Here is a 14553-nt window from a genome sequence, read left to right on the forward strand (position 1 = left end):
CTCTCCCGAGGTAGCGTCCGGAGGAGTCGGGGCCTCCGGCGCGGGGCCCGCTCCGGTTGCCCTCGGGGGTGGGCTCGCGGCGGCGGGAGCCACCGTGCGCCGCGGCCTCGGTCCCGAGAGGAAGCGGCGCACCGCCACCTCCGCCAGCAGCACCGCCACCGCCAGCCCCACCAGCCACGGCGCCAGCGCCACGCGCCCCTCCGACTCCGGCGCCTCCGCGAAGAGGCCGGCCATGGACAGCCGCTCCACCCCGCCGCCCACGGCCGCCACGGCGCGCAGCACCGCCAGGCCCTCCTGGGCGTTGCCGGGCTCGAACTCGGGCGCATAGGGCAGCGCCACCGGCGGGGCCCGTAGCACCCGCGTCCCCAGCTTCACCACCGGGTGCCACGTGCCGCTGCCCGGCAGGGTGTACTCGGCCGCCACCCGGTCCTCGTCCTCCCAGCGCATGGGCACCTCCACCGGCGAGCCCCGCCCGTCCCCTGGCAGCAGCACCAGCGAGGGCAGCGCGCCCGGCAGGGCCTCTCCCGGCGCGAAGTCCAGCGTCACCCGCAGCAGGTTGCCCCGCCGCTCCGAGCGCGCCACCGCCTCGCCCGCCTCGCCCGCCCCTTCCATCGCCCAGCGCACCATGCCCTCCAGCGCCGCGCGCAGGCCGCTCCAGGAGCGCAGCTCGCCGGTGAATTCTCCGTCCACCTCCGCCATGAGGGCCACCACCCGCCCCGCCCCGCGCGGCCACAGCGCCAGCACCGGCGCCGCGTTGTCGTCCAGCGTCCGCAGGGCCACGCTCGCGCGCGGCCTCAGGTACGTGAGGTTGTAGCCGCCCACCTGGGGCAGCCCCACCACCGGCAGCCGCCCGAGCAGCGGCAGGTCCGGCGCCGCCTCCAGCGAGGCGGGCTCGTCCACGAAGGTGGCCCGCGCCACGGCGATCGTCTCCTGGCTGAAGATGCGCGGCAGGCTCGTCGCGTCCTCCGCGAAGTAGATGCGGCCTCCGCCCCTCGCGGCGACCTCCTTCAGCAGCGCCGCGTCCGGGTCCTTCTCCGAGCCCAGGCCGATGACGGACACCGTCACCTTCTCGCCCTGCAACTCCGCCAGCGTCTTCAGGTAGTCGTCCGGCTCCTCCGAGTCCGCCGCGTCCGAGAAGAGCAGCACGTGCCGGGTGACCTTGTCGCTCTGGAGAATCTCCTTGCGGCCCACGCGCAGGGCCTCGCCCACGTAGATGCCGCCTCCGCCGCTGAAGCCGCGCGACACCTCGTCCAGCGGCAGCCCGTTCTCCACCGGGCTGAGCGGGAAGATTTCATGCGCCTCGGTGTCCACCATGTGGACGGACACCTCGTCCTTCTCGTTGAGCAGCGTGAGCGCCCCCACCACGCCCTCGGCGGCCAGCTCCATCTTCGTGCGCCCGTCCGGCACCTGCACGCCCATGGAGCAGCTACAGTCCATCAGCACGCTCATGGCCAGCGCGGTGCGGCGCTGCTCCTCGCGAATCTCCAGAGACACCGGCAGCAGCGGCTCCACCGGCGAGCGTCGGTAACCGCCCTCGCCGAAGCTGGCCCGGCCGCCCGTCATGACGAGCCCGCCGCCGGCCTGCTCCACATAGGTGGCGAGCACGTTCAGCCCCGGCTCGCCCAGCCGGTTGGCGTCCACGTTCTCCAGCACCACCGCGCCCACGCCATCCAGCGCGTCCATCGTCACGGGGAAGGGCGCGCGCACCTCCAGCAGCAGCCCCGCCGAGCGCAGTGCCTTGGCCAGCGTGCCCTCGGGCTGGTCCGTGAGCAGCATCACCCGGGGCGGGCCCTCCACGCGCAGCACCGCCTGCCCCACGTCGTTCTCCAGCACCCCGTCGCCCGGCGCCTCCACCGTCAGCTGGTAGGCCACCAGCCCCGGCTCGTCCACCAGGTCGCGGAAGGGCAGCAGGTTGGGCCCGGTGTGGAACTCGAAGGGCCCCTTCACCAGCACCTGGCCGTTGCGCTCCAGGCGCACCGTGCCGGTAATGGGGGCCGAGGCCTGCACCACCCCGGTCATCTGGAAGGGCTCGCGCGCCGTCACCGAGGCGGGCACGTCCAGCGAGAGGACGGCCAGGTCCAGCGGCGAGTCCTCGCGGGCCACGTGGCGGAAGTCCACGGCAATGCCTCGGGCCGCCAGTCGCCGGGCCGCGCCGCGTGCATCCGCGCCCGTGGCTCGCCCATCGGACACCACCAGCACCCGGCCCGTGCGGCCTGGAGGAATGAGGCCACCCGCCGCGTCCAGCGCCGCCGACAGGTCCGACGCCTCCGCGTCCACCGGCCGGGTAAAGCCGCCAAAGCGCCCCGCCTCCGACAGCGGCTGCTCCACCCGGGCCTCGCGTCCGAAGGAGATGACGCCCACCCTGTCTCCCGGCCGCCGCTGCGACTCCAGCAGGCCCACCAGCTCCGAGGCCACCCGCCCCGCGTCCGCCGGCATGGAGCGTGAGCGGTCCACCACCACCACCACGTCACTGCCCGCGTGGCTCAGCACCAGCTCGGGGCCCGCGAGCGCGCCCACGGTGAGCAGCAGCAGCGCCCAGCGCAGGGCCATGGGAGGGCCGGGACGCCGGCCACGCTTCCAGAGGAAGAGGCCCAGCGGCACGAGGAGCACCAGCGCCTGCGGCAGGGAGAAGCTCATGCGTGGAGGAACCGGGCTCGCTCGGAGAGGTTCACCCCATGCTACCTACCCGGGTAGAGCGGTGAAAGAGGGCGCGGGAAAACGGTGGCCGCGCGCCTCAGGCCCGCAGGACGGTGACGCGGCGGCCCGCGGGCGTCATCGCCTCGGTGGCGTGGGTCCTCTCGGCGATGGGGGGCTGCTCACTTCTCCGGTCGAAGATGACCAGCCAGCCGCTCTCGAGCCCCAGGCCCGCCAGGTATCCATCGAGCTGTGCCAGTCCCTCATCGAGCGGGTCCTTGCTTCCGTCGCGCCACACCTTCAGCTCCAGGGCCAGCGTGTCCGGCCCGTAACGCAGGCACACGTCCATGCGTCCGGTGCCGATGGCGTACTCGCGCTCCAGCGTACCGCCACCGTTGGCCACCCGGTGCAGGAAGGCCATGAGCACCAGATGCGGGGCAATCTCGTGATAGGGCGCGGTGCCGAGCAACGGCTGACCGTGCTGGCGCCAGAAGGCGAGGAATGCCTCCATGAGCCGCCCGGTGTCCAGACGGCCGTCGGCGCGCAGCCAGGTGGCGGGCAGCCGGGGCAGTGACGCCACCGCCGTGTACGCCAGGGTCCGGGGGACGATCTCCCGGTAGATGGGGTTGGCGATCTCCAGTCCACCCGTTGCCGCCATGCGCACCAGGCCCAGATCCTGGACGAAGCGCAGATCATCCTCGGGCACGTCCCCCAGGGAAAGGCCGGCGAGCATCGGCTCCAGGATGCTCCGCACCCGAGGCTCGCGCAGGCGCTCGGCGAGGCTGTCCAGGTGCGTCTCCCGGCGCTCGATGAGCAGCCGCCCGGCACGCTCGAGGTCCTCGCGGCGGATGGGTTGGGCGGTGTCCGGGACGAGCTCCTCGACGGTCACCTTGGCCAGCGCGTTGACGAGCCAGGGCTGCCCCTGGGTGAGCTCGAAGGCGAAGGCGAGGGCCTCGGGCTCGAAGCGCTGACCCGTGTCGGCGGTGTGCTGCGAGTAGAGCTCGGCGACCTCTTCGGCGGTGAAGTCGCGCAGGGTGAGCGAGCGCACCTTGATGTTGAAGGGGCTGGCAGTGCCCAGGTGGTCGCGCTCTCCGGAGGCCACCTTGTAGTCGCGCACGTCTCTCAGGCCGATGAGGGCTAGCGAGACGGGAAAGTGCTCGGGGCGGTTGCGGTAGCCGTCGCGCAGCTGGCGCAGCACGGACACCAGCACCCCGTCACGGAGGGCGTCGATCTCATCCAGGAAGACGACGAGAGGACGGCGAGAGGACTCGGCCCAGGCCGTGAGGGCGGAGCCGATGCGGCTGCCCTCGGGGCCCTCCGGGAACGGTGCCGGGTGCAGCTCGGGCGGGAGCTGGGCACGAAAGGCGTGGCGCCAGCTCTCGAGCATGGCGAGCTCGGCCGCACCGATGTCGTGGGGGAAGGCGGCACCCACCTCCATGGAGACGAGCACGGAGACGTATTGGCCCTCGACGGTAAGGTCCCGGGCGAGGGAGAGCAGGGCGGTCGTCTTGCCCACCTGCCGGGGGGCATGGACGACGAAGTAACCCTTCTGGTCGATGAGCCGCCGCACCTCGGGCAGGCGCCGCATGGCCGGCAGCATGTAGTGGTCGGCGGGGTCGCACGGACCGGCGGTGTTGAACCAGCGGGGCATGGAGGGAAGGTAGCACCCGCATCACTCCCGGGCCCCATCTTCATCGAAGCACCTTCCTTGTGCTTTCCTCGGCGGCGCATCCATGAGCCCCACCCCCCTTTCCTTCGCCCCGCCCCCCTCCCGCCCCACGGACTTCCGGCAAGCGCTCTACGCCGGGGCCCTCTTCAAGCTGGCTCCGAGCGAGGCGTCGGTGCGGCTGGCGCGCGAGGTGGGCGAGCTGCTCGCGGAGGCCTTCCGGGACGTGGGAGAGCCGCGCGAGGCGCAGTTCCGGCTGCCACCGGCGGAGCACCTCGAGCGTCTGGGGCGCGTGCGCCAGGTGTTGTCCGGGGAGGCGTGCTTCCTCGAAGGCGCCCGCGCGGTGCTGGCGGCGGCGGGACAGGCGCCGGACGCGTACGCCCTCGACAAGCCCCGGCTCCGTGGCGTCCTGGACCGCGGGCATGAGATCGCCGCGGCCGCGCCCGCCTACTTCGCCCACCGCGACACCTGGTACGCCAACCCTCGGGCACAGCTCAACTGGTGGCTCGCGCTCCACGACGCCACCGAGGAGGAGACGTTCACCTTCTTCCCCGAGGTCTTCGAGCGGCAGGTGCCCAACTCCTCCTCCACCTTCGACTACCCGACGTGGCGCGCCCAGACGGGGTGGCAGAATCCGAAGCGGGCGGCGAGCGCCGCGTACCCCACGTCCCTCGTCCCGCTCGATGGGTTTCAGGAGCGGGGCTTCGCGTGCCGGACGGGCGAGGTGCTCGTCTTCTCCGGGGCGCACCTGCACCGCACGCGCCCGCACACCTCGGGGCGCACGCGCTTCAGCGTCGACTTCCGCGCCGTCCACCTGGAGGACCACCGCCGGGGGCTCGGCGCCCCCGACGTGGACAACCGCTCGACCGGCTCGACGCTCGAGGACTACGTCCACCCCACGGCGGCTTCCGCCGGAGGCGCCCCCTGAGTCCGCCCACCGGTACCTTCTGGGAGCACTTCCGCGCTGTCGCCGCCGCGCATCCCCACCGGGTGGCGCTGGAGTCGGAGGGCACCCGCCTCACCTACGCGGAGCTGCTCCAGCGGGCCACCGCGCTCGGGGCGCACCTGCGGCGGCTCGGGGCGGGGCCCGAGTGCATCATCGGGTTGTTCCTCGAGAAGTCCCCCGAGTACGTCATCTCCCTGCTCGGCGTATGGGCCGCGGGGGCGGCCTTCGTGCCGCTGGAGCCCACGCTGCCCGCCGCGCGGATTGAGTTCATGGCGCGCGACTGCGGGCTCCGACTGGTGGTGGCGCGGCGAGGTGCCGAGCCCCGGCTGGACGGGGTGGAGGCCCGCGTCGTACGGTTCGAGGACGTGCCGGAGCGTGCCGCGGCCGGCGAGGCTCCGGGCGAGCCTTCGCGTCCCGAGGACCTCGCTTACGTCATCTACACCTCGGGTACCACCGGGACGCCCAAGGGCGTGCTCGTGCCGCACCGGGGGCTCGTCAACCTGCTGCTCGCGCAGATCGAGGCCTTCGCGCTCGACGCGACGAGCCGCGCCATCCTCTACCTGTCGACGAGCTTCGATGCGTCGCTGTCCGACATCGGCACGGCGCTCCTGTCCGGTGCGACCCTCTGTCTGCCGCCCCCGCACGCGCTCCAACCCGGGCCGGGGCTCGTGGCGCTGCTCAACGGGTGGCGCATCACGCACGCGGACCTGCCCCCCTCGCTGCTGCGGATGTTCGAGCCGGAGGCCCTGGCTGCCACCCTGCGGGTCCTCGTCATCGGCGGCGAGCCCTGCCCTCCCGAGGTGGTGCGGCGCTGGGCCCGGCACCTGCGCGTGGTGAATGTCTACGGCCCCACCGAGGCCACCATCTGCACCAGCCTCTGCGCGTGCGATCCGGAGACGTGGACGCGCCCGCTGCTCGGCCAGCCCATTCCCCACATGTCCTGGCGTGTGCTGGACGCGCGCGGCGAGCCCGTGCCCCCGGGCACCCCCGGGGAGCTGTACCTCGGGGGCGTGGGGCTGGCGCGCGGGTACGTGAACCGCCCCGAGCTCACCGCGGCCCGCTTCGTCGAGCGGGGCGGCGAGCGCCTCTACCGCACGAGCGACCGCGTGGTGGAGCACCCGGACGGGGAGCTGGAGTTCCTCGGTCGTGTGGACCGCCAGCTCAAGCTCCGGGGCCTGCTCATCGAGCCGGAGGAGGTGGAGGCGCACCTGCTGGGCCACCCGGCACTCCAGGACGCGGCGGTCCTCAAGCGGCCGCTGCTCCTAGCCGGGGAGAACGCGCGCGCCGTGCTGGTGGCGTTCGTCGTGCCCCGCGTCCCCGGGGACGCTCCCACTCCAGAGACACTGCGCGCGCACCTGGCGGGCGTGCTGCCCCGGTGGATGTTGCCGCAGCGCTTCGAGGTGCTCTCGCGCCTGCCCCGCACCGTGACGGGGAAGGTGGACTTCGAGGTGCTCTCGCGCCTGCCGCTCTCGGCCCGGCGGGACTCGGGCGACGTGGTCCTCCCCTCCACCGGACTGGAGCGGCTGCTGTGCGAGCTGTGGGAGGACGTGCTGGGCGTGGCGCCCGTGGGGGTGACGGACGACTTCTTCGCGCTCGGCGGGGACTCGCTCGGGGTGCTTCAGGTGGTCGCGGCAGCCGAGGCCCTCGGGCTTCCCCTGCGTCCCGCCGCGCTGCTCGCGCACCCGACCATCTCCGAGCTGCTGGCCCACCTGGAGGCCGGAGGGCCGGAGCAGCCCTCAACAGACGGGGGCATGAGCGCGGACGAATTGCGCGCGGACGTCGCCCTGGGGCCCGGTTGGGAGGCCCTCCTGCGCACCGCCCGGGAGCGGCCGGCGGCCCCTGCTGGCGGCGCGCTGCTGCTCACGGGCGCCACGGGATTCTTCGGCTCGCGGCTGCTGCACGAGCTGCTGCGGCGCACCGAGGCCCGGGTGCTCTGCCTCGTCCGGGCCCGGGATGACCAGGACGCCCGGGAGCGCCTGCTGCGCGCGCTGGAGGCCCAGGGCACGCCGCCCTCGCGGGAGGAGGCCTCGCGGCTGGTGGCACTCCGGGGAGACCTGGCGCGTCCGCGCTGGGGGCTCGGCGCGCACGAGTGGGAGCGACTCACCCGCGAAGTGGGCCGCATCTACCACTGCGCGGCCCACGTCAACATGGTGCTCCCGTACCGCGCGCTGCGCGAGGCGAACGTCGAAGGCACCGAGCAGGTGCTGCGCCTGCTGGCGGAAGGGACACGCAAGTCGCTGCACTACATCTCCACCCTCTCGGTGTTCGTGTCGACGGACAGGAATACCGGGCGCCTGGAGGAGACGGACGCACTGGAGGGCCCCCAGCGCATTTTCGGCGGGTATGCGCAGAGCAAGTGGGCGGCCGAGGTGCTCCTGCGCTCGGCTCGGGGCGAGGCGGGGCCCATCGCGTACTACCGGCTGGGCCTCATCACGGGCGACACGCGCACGGGGCGCGCCTCCGCGAGCGACTTCCTGTCCCTCTTCTTCCGGGGGGTGGCCTCGCTCGGCTGCATTCCGCGCGGGGCGGGCGAGGGGCTCGCGGTGGACATCACCCCCGTGGACTACGCCGCCGCGGCGGTGGCCCACCTGTCCCTGCGCGCGGCCCCGGCGGAGGGCGCGTCCACCTTCCACCTCGCCAATCCCCGGCCGCTGTCGCTGCCCGTGCTGGTGGACGCCCTGCGCTCCTTCGGGGTCCCCCTCGCCACCGTCTCCGAGGAGGAGTGGCGGGCCCGGCTTGCCGCGCTCGCGCGGGAGGAGGTGGGCTCGGCCGAGGCCGCCGCGTACCTGGCGCTCTGCCGGGGCCTGTCCGGAGGCGCCTTCGAGCGGCACCGGACGCTGGACCTCTTCCAGGCGACGGGGGCGGAGTTCGGCATGGAGCACATGCGCGCGGGGCTGGAGGGCTCGGGGCTCTCGTGCCCACCGGTCACCGAGGCACTGCTGCACACCTATCTCGGGTATACGTTCGGCCCGCGCAAGGCAGAGGGCACCGCATGAGCACGAGGAGCATTCGAGGGGCGAGCAGCGTGCGCCAGGGGACGGGCATGGTGCTCGGGAAGTTCCTGCCGCCGCATCTCGGGCACGTCTTCCTGGTGGAGTTCGCGCGCGAGTACGTGAAGGACCTCACGGTGGTGGTGGGCACGCTGAAGGCCGAGCCCATCCCCGGGGAGCTGCGCCACGGGTGGATGCGCGAGCTCTTCCCGGACACGCGGGTGGTGCACCTGACGGACGAGAATCCGCAGTACCCCCACGAGCACCCCCAGTTCTGGGACATCTGGCGCGACAGCCTGCAGCGGGTGCTGCCGGGGCGGCCGGACTACGTGTTCGCCTCCGAGGCGTACGGCGCGAAGCTGGCCGAGGTGCTGGGGGCTGAGTTCGTCCCGGTGGACATCGCGCGGGGGACGGTGCCGGTGAGCGGTACGGCGATCCGGAACGACCCGTGGAAGCACTGGGACTACCTGCCCCGGTGCGTGCGGCCCTACTTCGCGCGGCGCGTGTGCGTCTTCGGCCCGGAGTCGACGGGGAAGACGACGCTGTCGAAGAACCTGGCGGAGCACTTCAAGACGGTGTGGGTGCCAGAGTACGCCCGGCTGCTGCTGGAGCCGAGGGGTGGGGGCAAGGTGGAGCTGGCGGACATGCTGCGCATCGCGAGGGGGCAGGCCGCGGCGGAGGACGCGCTGGCGCGGAACGCGAACCGGGTGCTCTTCTGCGACACCGACGTCCTGGAGACGAGCATCTGGAGCGAGGTCTTCTTCAACGAGTGCCCGGAGCCCATCCTCCAGGAAGCGGAGCGCCGCGACTACGACCTCTACCTGCTGACGGACGTGGACGTGCCGTGGGTGGCGGACCCGGTGCGCTACCTGCCGGACGAGCGCACCTCGTTCCTCGAGCGCTGCGAGAACGCCCTGCGCTCGCGGGGCCGGCGCTACGTGAAGCTGAGCGGCTCGTGGGACGAGCGCTTCGCGAAGGCGCGAGCGGCGGTGGAGTCGCTCCTCCAGCCCGAAGCCAGCACCTGAGGCGGAGAGCCCCTCACTTCGCGTCCGTGCGCCGGGTGAGGGAGAAGTCCGCGAGCAGCGCGGCCAGCAGCACCAGCAGGGGCCAGCGCGCCCGGTCGGAAGCGCCCGTGCCACCGTCGTCCCCGCCCTCGGCCTCGGCGGGCCTGTCGCCCTCGCCGCGCCCGCGCAGGTCCGACTCGCGAGCATCCAGCGCGAGCACCTCCACCGCGTCCACCGGCTCGCCGTCCCGCTCCAGCACATAGCGGCCGGGCACCGCGGGCGGGGGCAGGCTCAAGGCGCCCGCGCCGAAGAGGGGGCGGTTTCCCTCGGGCCCCGTCAGCGTGTAGCGAGCGCCCGCCACCGTCACCAGCGACAGGGGCTCGCCGAGGGAGAGCTGCCGCCGGGGGAAGCCCTCCTGGGTACGCCGCGTCTCGCGCAGCAGGTTGCCCAGCAGCACCGGCCACGCGGCCGTGCGCTGCACGTTGGAGCGCGCGAGGTCCACGTTGAGGTGGACGCGGCCCTCCTCCTCGGAGAGGAGCACCACGGTGCCCGCCGTCACCAGGGCACGGCCCGGGGGCGCCTCGCTGCCGGCCGCCCAGCGCACGCCGCCCAGTTGCACGTCATCCAACAAGGGGTGGCCCTTCTCCGCGAAGAAGGGGCCCACGAAGGTGCGCACCGTGCCGCCCGCGCCCACCGTCACCCGCGCGTCCGTGCCCCGAGGGCCGAGCACCACGGCCCCCTCTCCAGGCCCCTGCTCCACCTCGGGTGCCACGGCGAGGAAGCGCTCCAGCGCCGAGCGTGCCTGCGCTTCCAGTCCCTCGGCGAGCGCCACGCGCACCCGGCGCTCCGGGGCGGGCGGGAGGCGGGCCTCGCCGTCCTCGGGCAGCGCGTCCGGGGGCAGGGACACCTCCACGTCCCCGGCGTTCTCGAAGGTGAGGCGCAGCGTGGCCGCGCCCTCCTCGGGCAGAGGCACGCGCTCGCGCCGCTCGGTGCCCTCCTTCGCGCCCGGGCCGGGCCGGGCCACCACGCGCACCTGTGTCTCCGCTGGCCCCGTGCCGAAGCGCGCCACCCGCAGCGTCACCGTGGCCGTGGACCCCTCGTCGCGGCGCCACGCGGACACCAGTGCGACGTTGTCCCGAGGCGCGCCCAGGGCCGTCCACCGCACCGCTGGGGGCACGGCCACGCCCTGCGCGGGCAGGACATCGGTGAGGAAATGCACCCGCCTGCCCGGGCCCGCCAGCTCCTGCGCCCACAGCAGCGTGGGAGCCACGTCGTGGTCCGCGCCCAGGGCGCGAAAGGACTCCAGCGCGGCCAGGGCCCGCGAGGGCTCCGCCTCGGGTCCCGCCAATACGCGCGGCACCGTGCCACTGGCGAGCACCGTCACCTGCGTGGCCTTCTCCTCCTCCACGCGGCGGGCTGCCTCGGCGCGCACCTTCTCCAGCACCGGTCGCCCGTCAGCGCCGCGCGCGGACAGCGAGAGACTGCCGTCCACCACCAGCACGAGGTGCCGCGCCCGCGCCGCCTCGCCGAAGCGCACGTCCGCGAGGAAGAGGGCCGCGGCCACCACCGCCAGCACCTCCAGCAGCAGCGAGGCCTCGCGGGTGAAGCGCTCGAAGCGCGGGCCGGCCTCGGCGCGCGGGCGGGGCGTGCGCCAGAGGAAGAGGGCGCTCACCACCACCGGCTTCTGCTTGCGCCGCAGGAAGTACGCCGCCACCAGCGGCACCAGCGCGCCGAGCGCCAGCAGGCCCCAGGGAAAGCCGAAGCTCATGCCGCCCCCGTGAGGAAGAGCCTGGCACTCCGACAAATCATGTCTCGCGGTGTCACCCTCAAGGGCTCCCCGCGTCAGGCGACGGGCTGCCTGCGTCGGCGAAGACGGGGAAGCTGACCCGCGCATCCGGCGGGACAGTCACGTCGACAGCCTCGTCCCCACCATCCAGGAAGACGGGCTCGGAGCCACCCGCATCGAGGCCGCCATCCGCCAGTGTATCCGGCTCTCCATCGAGCAGTCGGCGGAGGATGAGGCCGTCGACGCGAATCGCATACCTCGCTCCGGAATCGAGGGATGGGTACGGGCGACCGCAATAACTGGGGTCCTGCAGCAGCGCCACATAGATGATCTCCCCACGCCGGACAACGTAGTACTTGTATGCCTCTGGCGTGTCGATGCATGCGCGCGGGCCTCCCCAGGCAGGGAAGAAATCGTCGGCAGCGACCTTGAGCGCTCGAAACGTCGGGCCATCGATGGAGCCGCCCAACATGATGGAATCATAGCTGAGCATCCGAACGTCCGAATCCCGAGGCTCAAGCCACCCCCGATGACGCAGACAACCCAGGGAGATGGCCATGAGAAGAAGCGCGAAAACCCTTGCCTTCATGGCCGCTCCTCGATGGACAGTATCTTTGGATCTCCCTCGCCTGACCAGACAACACGAGCGACCACTTTTCTCTCCATCCGTCCATTGTCGATCGTGTACCGGACGACCTCGTCACTTCGGGCCGGCACGTAATGATAGAAGCCCGCACATTCCGGCTTTCCATCCCGTTGCCTTCCGAAAAACGCGGCGATGCTGATGGAAACTTGGTGCCCATGAAACAGGGTCGTGGGGCCGTGAATGCGCGCCATTGCAGCGATGGCGTAGAGGTCTGGAAAGGAAATGCTACCGCCTCCAGGGTGATTGTGGAGCATCACCAAGTAGGCAACCGCGCTCTCCGGGTAACGCCTGTCCATGACGTGGGCTGGCAGATCGCACCGCCGCCTTGAGGGGTCGTCCTGGATGGGGCTGGTCGCCAGCAAGCTCATCTCGACATGCTCACCATCGGCGGAGTACAGCCAGGCGCAGTATTCGCTCGCCGTTTTCCAATACACGCTGAACTCCTGATGAGTCCTCGGGACTGGAATCAGCGCGTGTGGCTGCCGAAGGATGACCGGGCAGGCGGCGAGGATGGCATCCGAGACACGGCTGAAGGATCCAAAATCCGGCATGGGACCGGGAACGCTCGTCAGCGTTTCTCCAGGTTTAGGATTCACGACATAGGGATTGGGCCTGGGTGCTGAACAAGCGGTAGCGCTAAGCACGCTCAGCCCTATGAGGAAGAGGGCGCTCACCACCACCGGCTTCTGCTTGCGCCGCAGGAAGTACGCCGCCACCAGCGGCACCAGCGCTCCGAGCGCCAGCAGGCCCCAGGGAAAGCCGAAGCTCATGCCGCCCCCGCCGGGACGGGGAGGCAGCTTCGCCCCCACCTCCTTGTCGTCTCATGCATGCAGGCGCCTATGGCTTCCACACCGTGCCGAACAGCCGATCGCAGAGGGGGAAGGTGAGGTTGAAGTTGTAGCGGCCCATCAACCGCGCGTCGTGGTGCGCCGTGTGGTGTCGCCGGAGCCACGCCATGACAGGCAGCCGCGTCACCGGGTGCTCCTCGGGCAGGTGATAGGTGAAGTGCAGCCATTCGTACGTGAGGTAGTAGCCCACGGCCATGGCCACGAAGAGCCACCCCGTGTTCGGAGACAGCAGCAGGAAGAAGAGCGCTCCGAGCGGCGTGGCGATACCGCCCAGGAAGAAGAGCAGCAGCACGGGTGGGAACAGCACCATCTTGAAGTCCCGGCTGGACTCGTACGCCATCGCGTCGTGCGTGAAGAAGCGATGGTGCTGCAGCGTGTGCCGCTCGTACACCAGTCCCAGGCCCCTCAAACGCCGGTGCATCGCTCCCTTGTGGCCGAGGTACTCCGCCGCGTTCGCCAACAGGAAGGCCCCTGGCACCATCCACCACTCGGAGGGGCGTACCGCGTGCAGCCTGCTCACCGCCAGCGCGATGACCGCCAGCGACACCCCGCTCGTGAACGCCAAGTGGGCCCAGCCCCGGTACCGGGGGCCGATGCCTCGCTCGCGGTACTCGTCCCGGAACTTCGCCACCTGGGGTGGAAGGAAGCTCATGCCGTTCCCGCCTGGAGGAAGAGGGGCCGCAGCGGACCCACCACCAGTGCACGCAGGGCCTGGGGCGCGGGCACCACGAGGTGTACCGCCCGGGCCCTCGCCGCCGCGACTCCGAGGGCCTTCTGGTGCTCGGCGAAGCGCCGCGCGTAGGCCGCCAGCACGTCCTCGGTGAGGAGCTCCTCCAGCGCCGCGCCGCTCTCCGCGTCCACCAGCCGCGCGCCCTCGCCGCCCGTGGGCTCCAAATCCTCCGCGTCCAGCACCTGCACCAGGAAGAGGGCCGAGGCCCCCTGCGCCAGCCGCGACACCAGGGCCGGCAGTGGCGCCTCGAAGAGGAAGTCGCTCACCACCACCCGGAGGCCGCACGGGCGCAGCGGAGGCAGTCGCGCGAGGGCGGCGTGCAGGTCATCGTGCGCGTCGAAGGAGGCGGTGCGCAGGGCGGCGCGGCACACCTGGCCCTGCACCCGCTCCGGGCGCGAGCCACCCACCAGCAGCGTGGGGCTGAGGCCCTGCTGCGCACCCACCTCCGTGGCCAGCAGCGCCAGCTCACGCGCGCACCCGGCCTTGCGCGGTGAGAGCGCCATGCTGCGCGAGCCGTCCAGCAGCACCTCCACGCGCGGGGACACCTCGTCCTGGCGCACGCGCAGAATCACCTCGCCGGTGCGCGCCACCGCGTTCCAGTCCACCTGCCGCAGGTCGTCTCCCGGCTGGTAGGCGCGGAAGTCGTGCAGTTCCAGCGAGGCGCCCGCCGAGGCCGCGCGCACCTCGCCCACCCGGCCCCGGTGGGGCATGCGCGGCAGCGCCAGGGCGAGTCCCGGGGTGAGCCGGGCCACCTCCGCCTCGTCGAAGTCCCTCATGTCCATGGAGGCATTCCTGATGATCCGGTCCAGGGAGAGGAGGGTACCAGGGTTTGCCCGCGTTTCGATGCGTGCGGTACCCTCATCAACACATGCGCCTGTTACTCCTGATGTTGCTCGTACTCCCACTGGGGTGCGGTCCAAAGCGACTCCGAGGAGTCATCCAGCCCCAGCCCGGGCACTACCCAACCCACATTCTTGGGCCCATGCCTGATTTCGGGCCTTTTCCGACGTACTCGGATGCGTTGCTCTCCGCATGCCCCCTGGTTCTAGGTATGCCCAACGCAGTCATCACACCGCGTCCCGGCAATCCGAATTTCGAACTCTACTGGAACCACTCCAAAGAGTACTGCGCCTGGATCTACTACACCCCGGATCACACTTACGAGATGAGCATGTTGACGACCAGCTTTGCTCAGGATGATCCACGGAAACGCAAGTGCAGGCTTCCGCCCAACGTCCATGACCCTCGCTACTCCGATGAGAGTATCGGCCATGTGTTCGTGGTTCACAACCATCCGGTTGGC

9 protein-coding genes and 2 pseudogenes are annotated in these 14553 nt (G+C 71.9%); 4 read left to right on the plus strand and 7 right to left on the minus strand.

The features are described 5' to 3' along the window. The coding region (locus VF697_RS04880; RefSeq protein ID WP_331092308.1) for a VWA domain-containing protein at positions 1 to 2637 on the minus strand (2637 nt) is incomplete at its 3' end. 97 nt (positions 2638 to 2734) lie between these two features. After that, complete coding sequence (locus VF697_RS04885; RefSeq protein ID WP_331092309.1) at positions 2735 to 4285, minus strand: ATP-binding protein; 1551 nt, start codon at positions 4283 to 4285, stop codon at positions 2735 to 2737. 82 nt (positions 4286 to 4367) lie between these two features. Between VF697_RS04885 and VF697_RS04890 the strand changes: the two genes are divergently transcribed. Genes VF697_RS04890 through VF697_RS04900 form a run of 3 tightly spaced genes read left to right on the plus strand, consistent with a single transcriptional unit; the run spans position 4368 to position 9261 of the window. Continuing rightward, positions 4368 to 5228 carry a hypothetical protein gene (locus tag VF697_RS04890; RefSeq protein WP_331092310.1) on the plus strand — a complete coding sequence of 287 codons (861 nt, stop codon included), beginning with the start codon at positions 4368 to 4370 and terminating at the stop codon, positions 5226 to 5228. Then, positions 5225 to 8242, plus strand: coding sequence for an amino acid adenylation domain-containing protein (locus tag VF697_RS04895; protein WP_331092316.1), 3018 nt, complete (start codon positions 5225 to 5227; stop codon positions 8240 to 8242). The genes VF697_RS04890 and VF697_RS04895 overlap by 4 nt, the downstream gene beginning before the upstream one ends. After that, on the plus strand, positions 8239 to 9261 hold the full coding sequence (locus tag VF697_RS04900; RefSeq protein WP_331092311.1) for an AAA family ATPase: 1023 nt from the start codon (positions 8239 to 8241) through the stop codon (positions 9259 to 9261). The genes VF697_RS04895 and VF697_RS04900 overlap by 4 nt, the downstream gene beginning before the upstream one ends. A 13-nt stretch (positions 9262 to 9274) precedes the next feature. Here the strand turns inward: VF697_RS04900 and VF697_RS04905 are convergent, their stop codons facing one another. The 5 genes and pseudogenes from VF697_RS04905 to VF697_RS04925 all read right to left on the minus strand — a co-directional run bounded on the left by VF697_RS04905 (position 9275) and on the right by VF697_RS04925 (position 14032). Continuing rightward, a complete protein-coding gene (locus VF697_RS04905; RefSeq protein WP_331092312.1) occupies positions 9275 to 11008 on the minus strand; it encodes a BatA and WFA domain-containing protein in 1734 nt (577 codons plus the stop codon). Between the two features lie 58 nt (positions 11009 to 11066). Beyond that, entirely contained in the window at positions 11067 to 11615 is a 549-nt protein-coding gene (locus VF697_RS04910) for a hypothetical protein (protein ID WP_331092313.1), read from the minus strand. 713 nt (positions 11616 to 12328) lie between these two features. Further along, positions 12329 to 12442: pseudogene (locus VF697_RS43445) on the minus strand (BatA domain-containing protein); the annotation flags it as partial. A gap of 67 nt (positions 12443 to 12509) precedes the next feature. Next, positions 12510 to 13172 (minus strand): sterol desaturase family protein, encoded by a 663-nt coding sequence (locus tag VF697_RS04920; protein WP_331092315.1) that lies wholly within the window; start codon positions 13170 to 13172, stop codon positions 12510 to 12512. After that, positions 13169 to 14032 carry a DUF58 domain-containing protein gene (locus VF697_RS04925; protein ID WP_414641240.1) on the minus strand — a complete coding sequence of 288 codons (864 nt, stop codon included), beginning with the start codon at positions 14030 to 14032 and terminating at the stop codon, positions 13169 to 13171. Before VF697_RS04925 ends, VF697_RS04920 begins: the two co-directional genes overlap by 4 nt. 269 nt (positions 14033 to 14301) lie before the next feature. On the opposite strand from VF697_RS04925, the pseudogene VF697_RS04930 reads away from it, so the two are divergent. Then, positions 14302 to 14553: pseudogene (locus tag VF697_RS04930) on the plus strand (hypothetical protein); the annotation flags it as partial.

Origin of the sequence: Archangium sp., assembly GCF_036388035.1 — a bacterium.
In the GTDB taxonomy this organism is placed as follows: domain Bacteria; phylum Myxococcota; class Myxococcia; order Myxococcales; family Myxococcaceae; genus Archangium.

What these genes read in the sequence shown, in the direction of transcription:
- VF697_RS04905 (WP_331092312.1), bottom strand. Translation starts at nt 11,008, where the DNA reads ATGAGCTTCGGCTTTCCCTGGGGCCTGCTGGCGCTCGGCGCGCTGGTG.
- VF697_RS04900 (WP_331092311.1), top strand. Translation starts at nt 8,239, where the DNA reads ATGAGCACGAGGAGCATTCGAGGGGCGAGCAGCGTGCGCCAGGGGACG.
- VF697_RS04925 (WP_414641240.1), bottom strand. Translation starts at nt 14,032, where the DNA reads ATGGACATGAGGGACTTCGACGAGGCGGAGGTGGCCCGGCTCACCCCG.
- VF697_RS04885 (WP_331092309.1), bottom strand. Translation starts at nt 4,285, where the DNA reads ATGCCCCGCTGGTTCAACACCGCCGGTCCGTGCGACCCCGCCGACCAC.
- VF697_RS04920 (WP_331092315.1), bottom strand. Translation starts at nt 13,172, where the DNA reads ATGAGCTTCCTTCCACCCCAGGTGGCGAAGTTCCGGGACGAGTACCGC.
- VF697_RS04910 (WP_331092313.1), bottom strand. Translation starts at nt 11,615, where the DNA reads ATGAAGGCAAGGGTTTTCGCGCTTCTTCTCATGGCCATCTCCCTGGGT.
- VF697_RS04890 (WP_331092310.1), top strand. Translation starts at nt 4,368, where the DNA reads ATGAGCCCCACCCCCCTTTCCTTCGCCCCGCCCCCCTCCCGCCCCACG.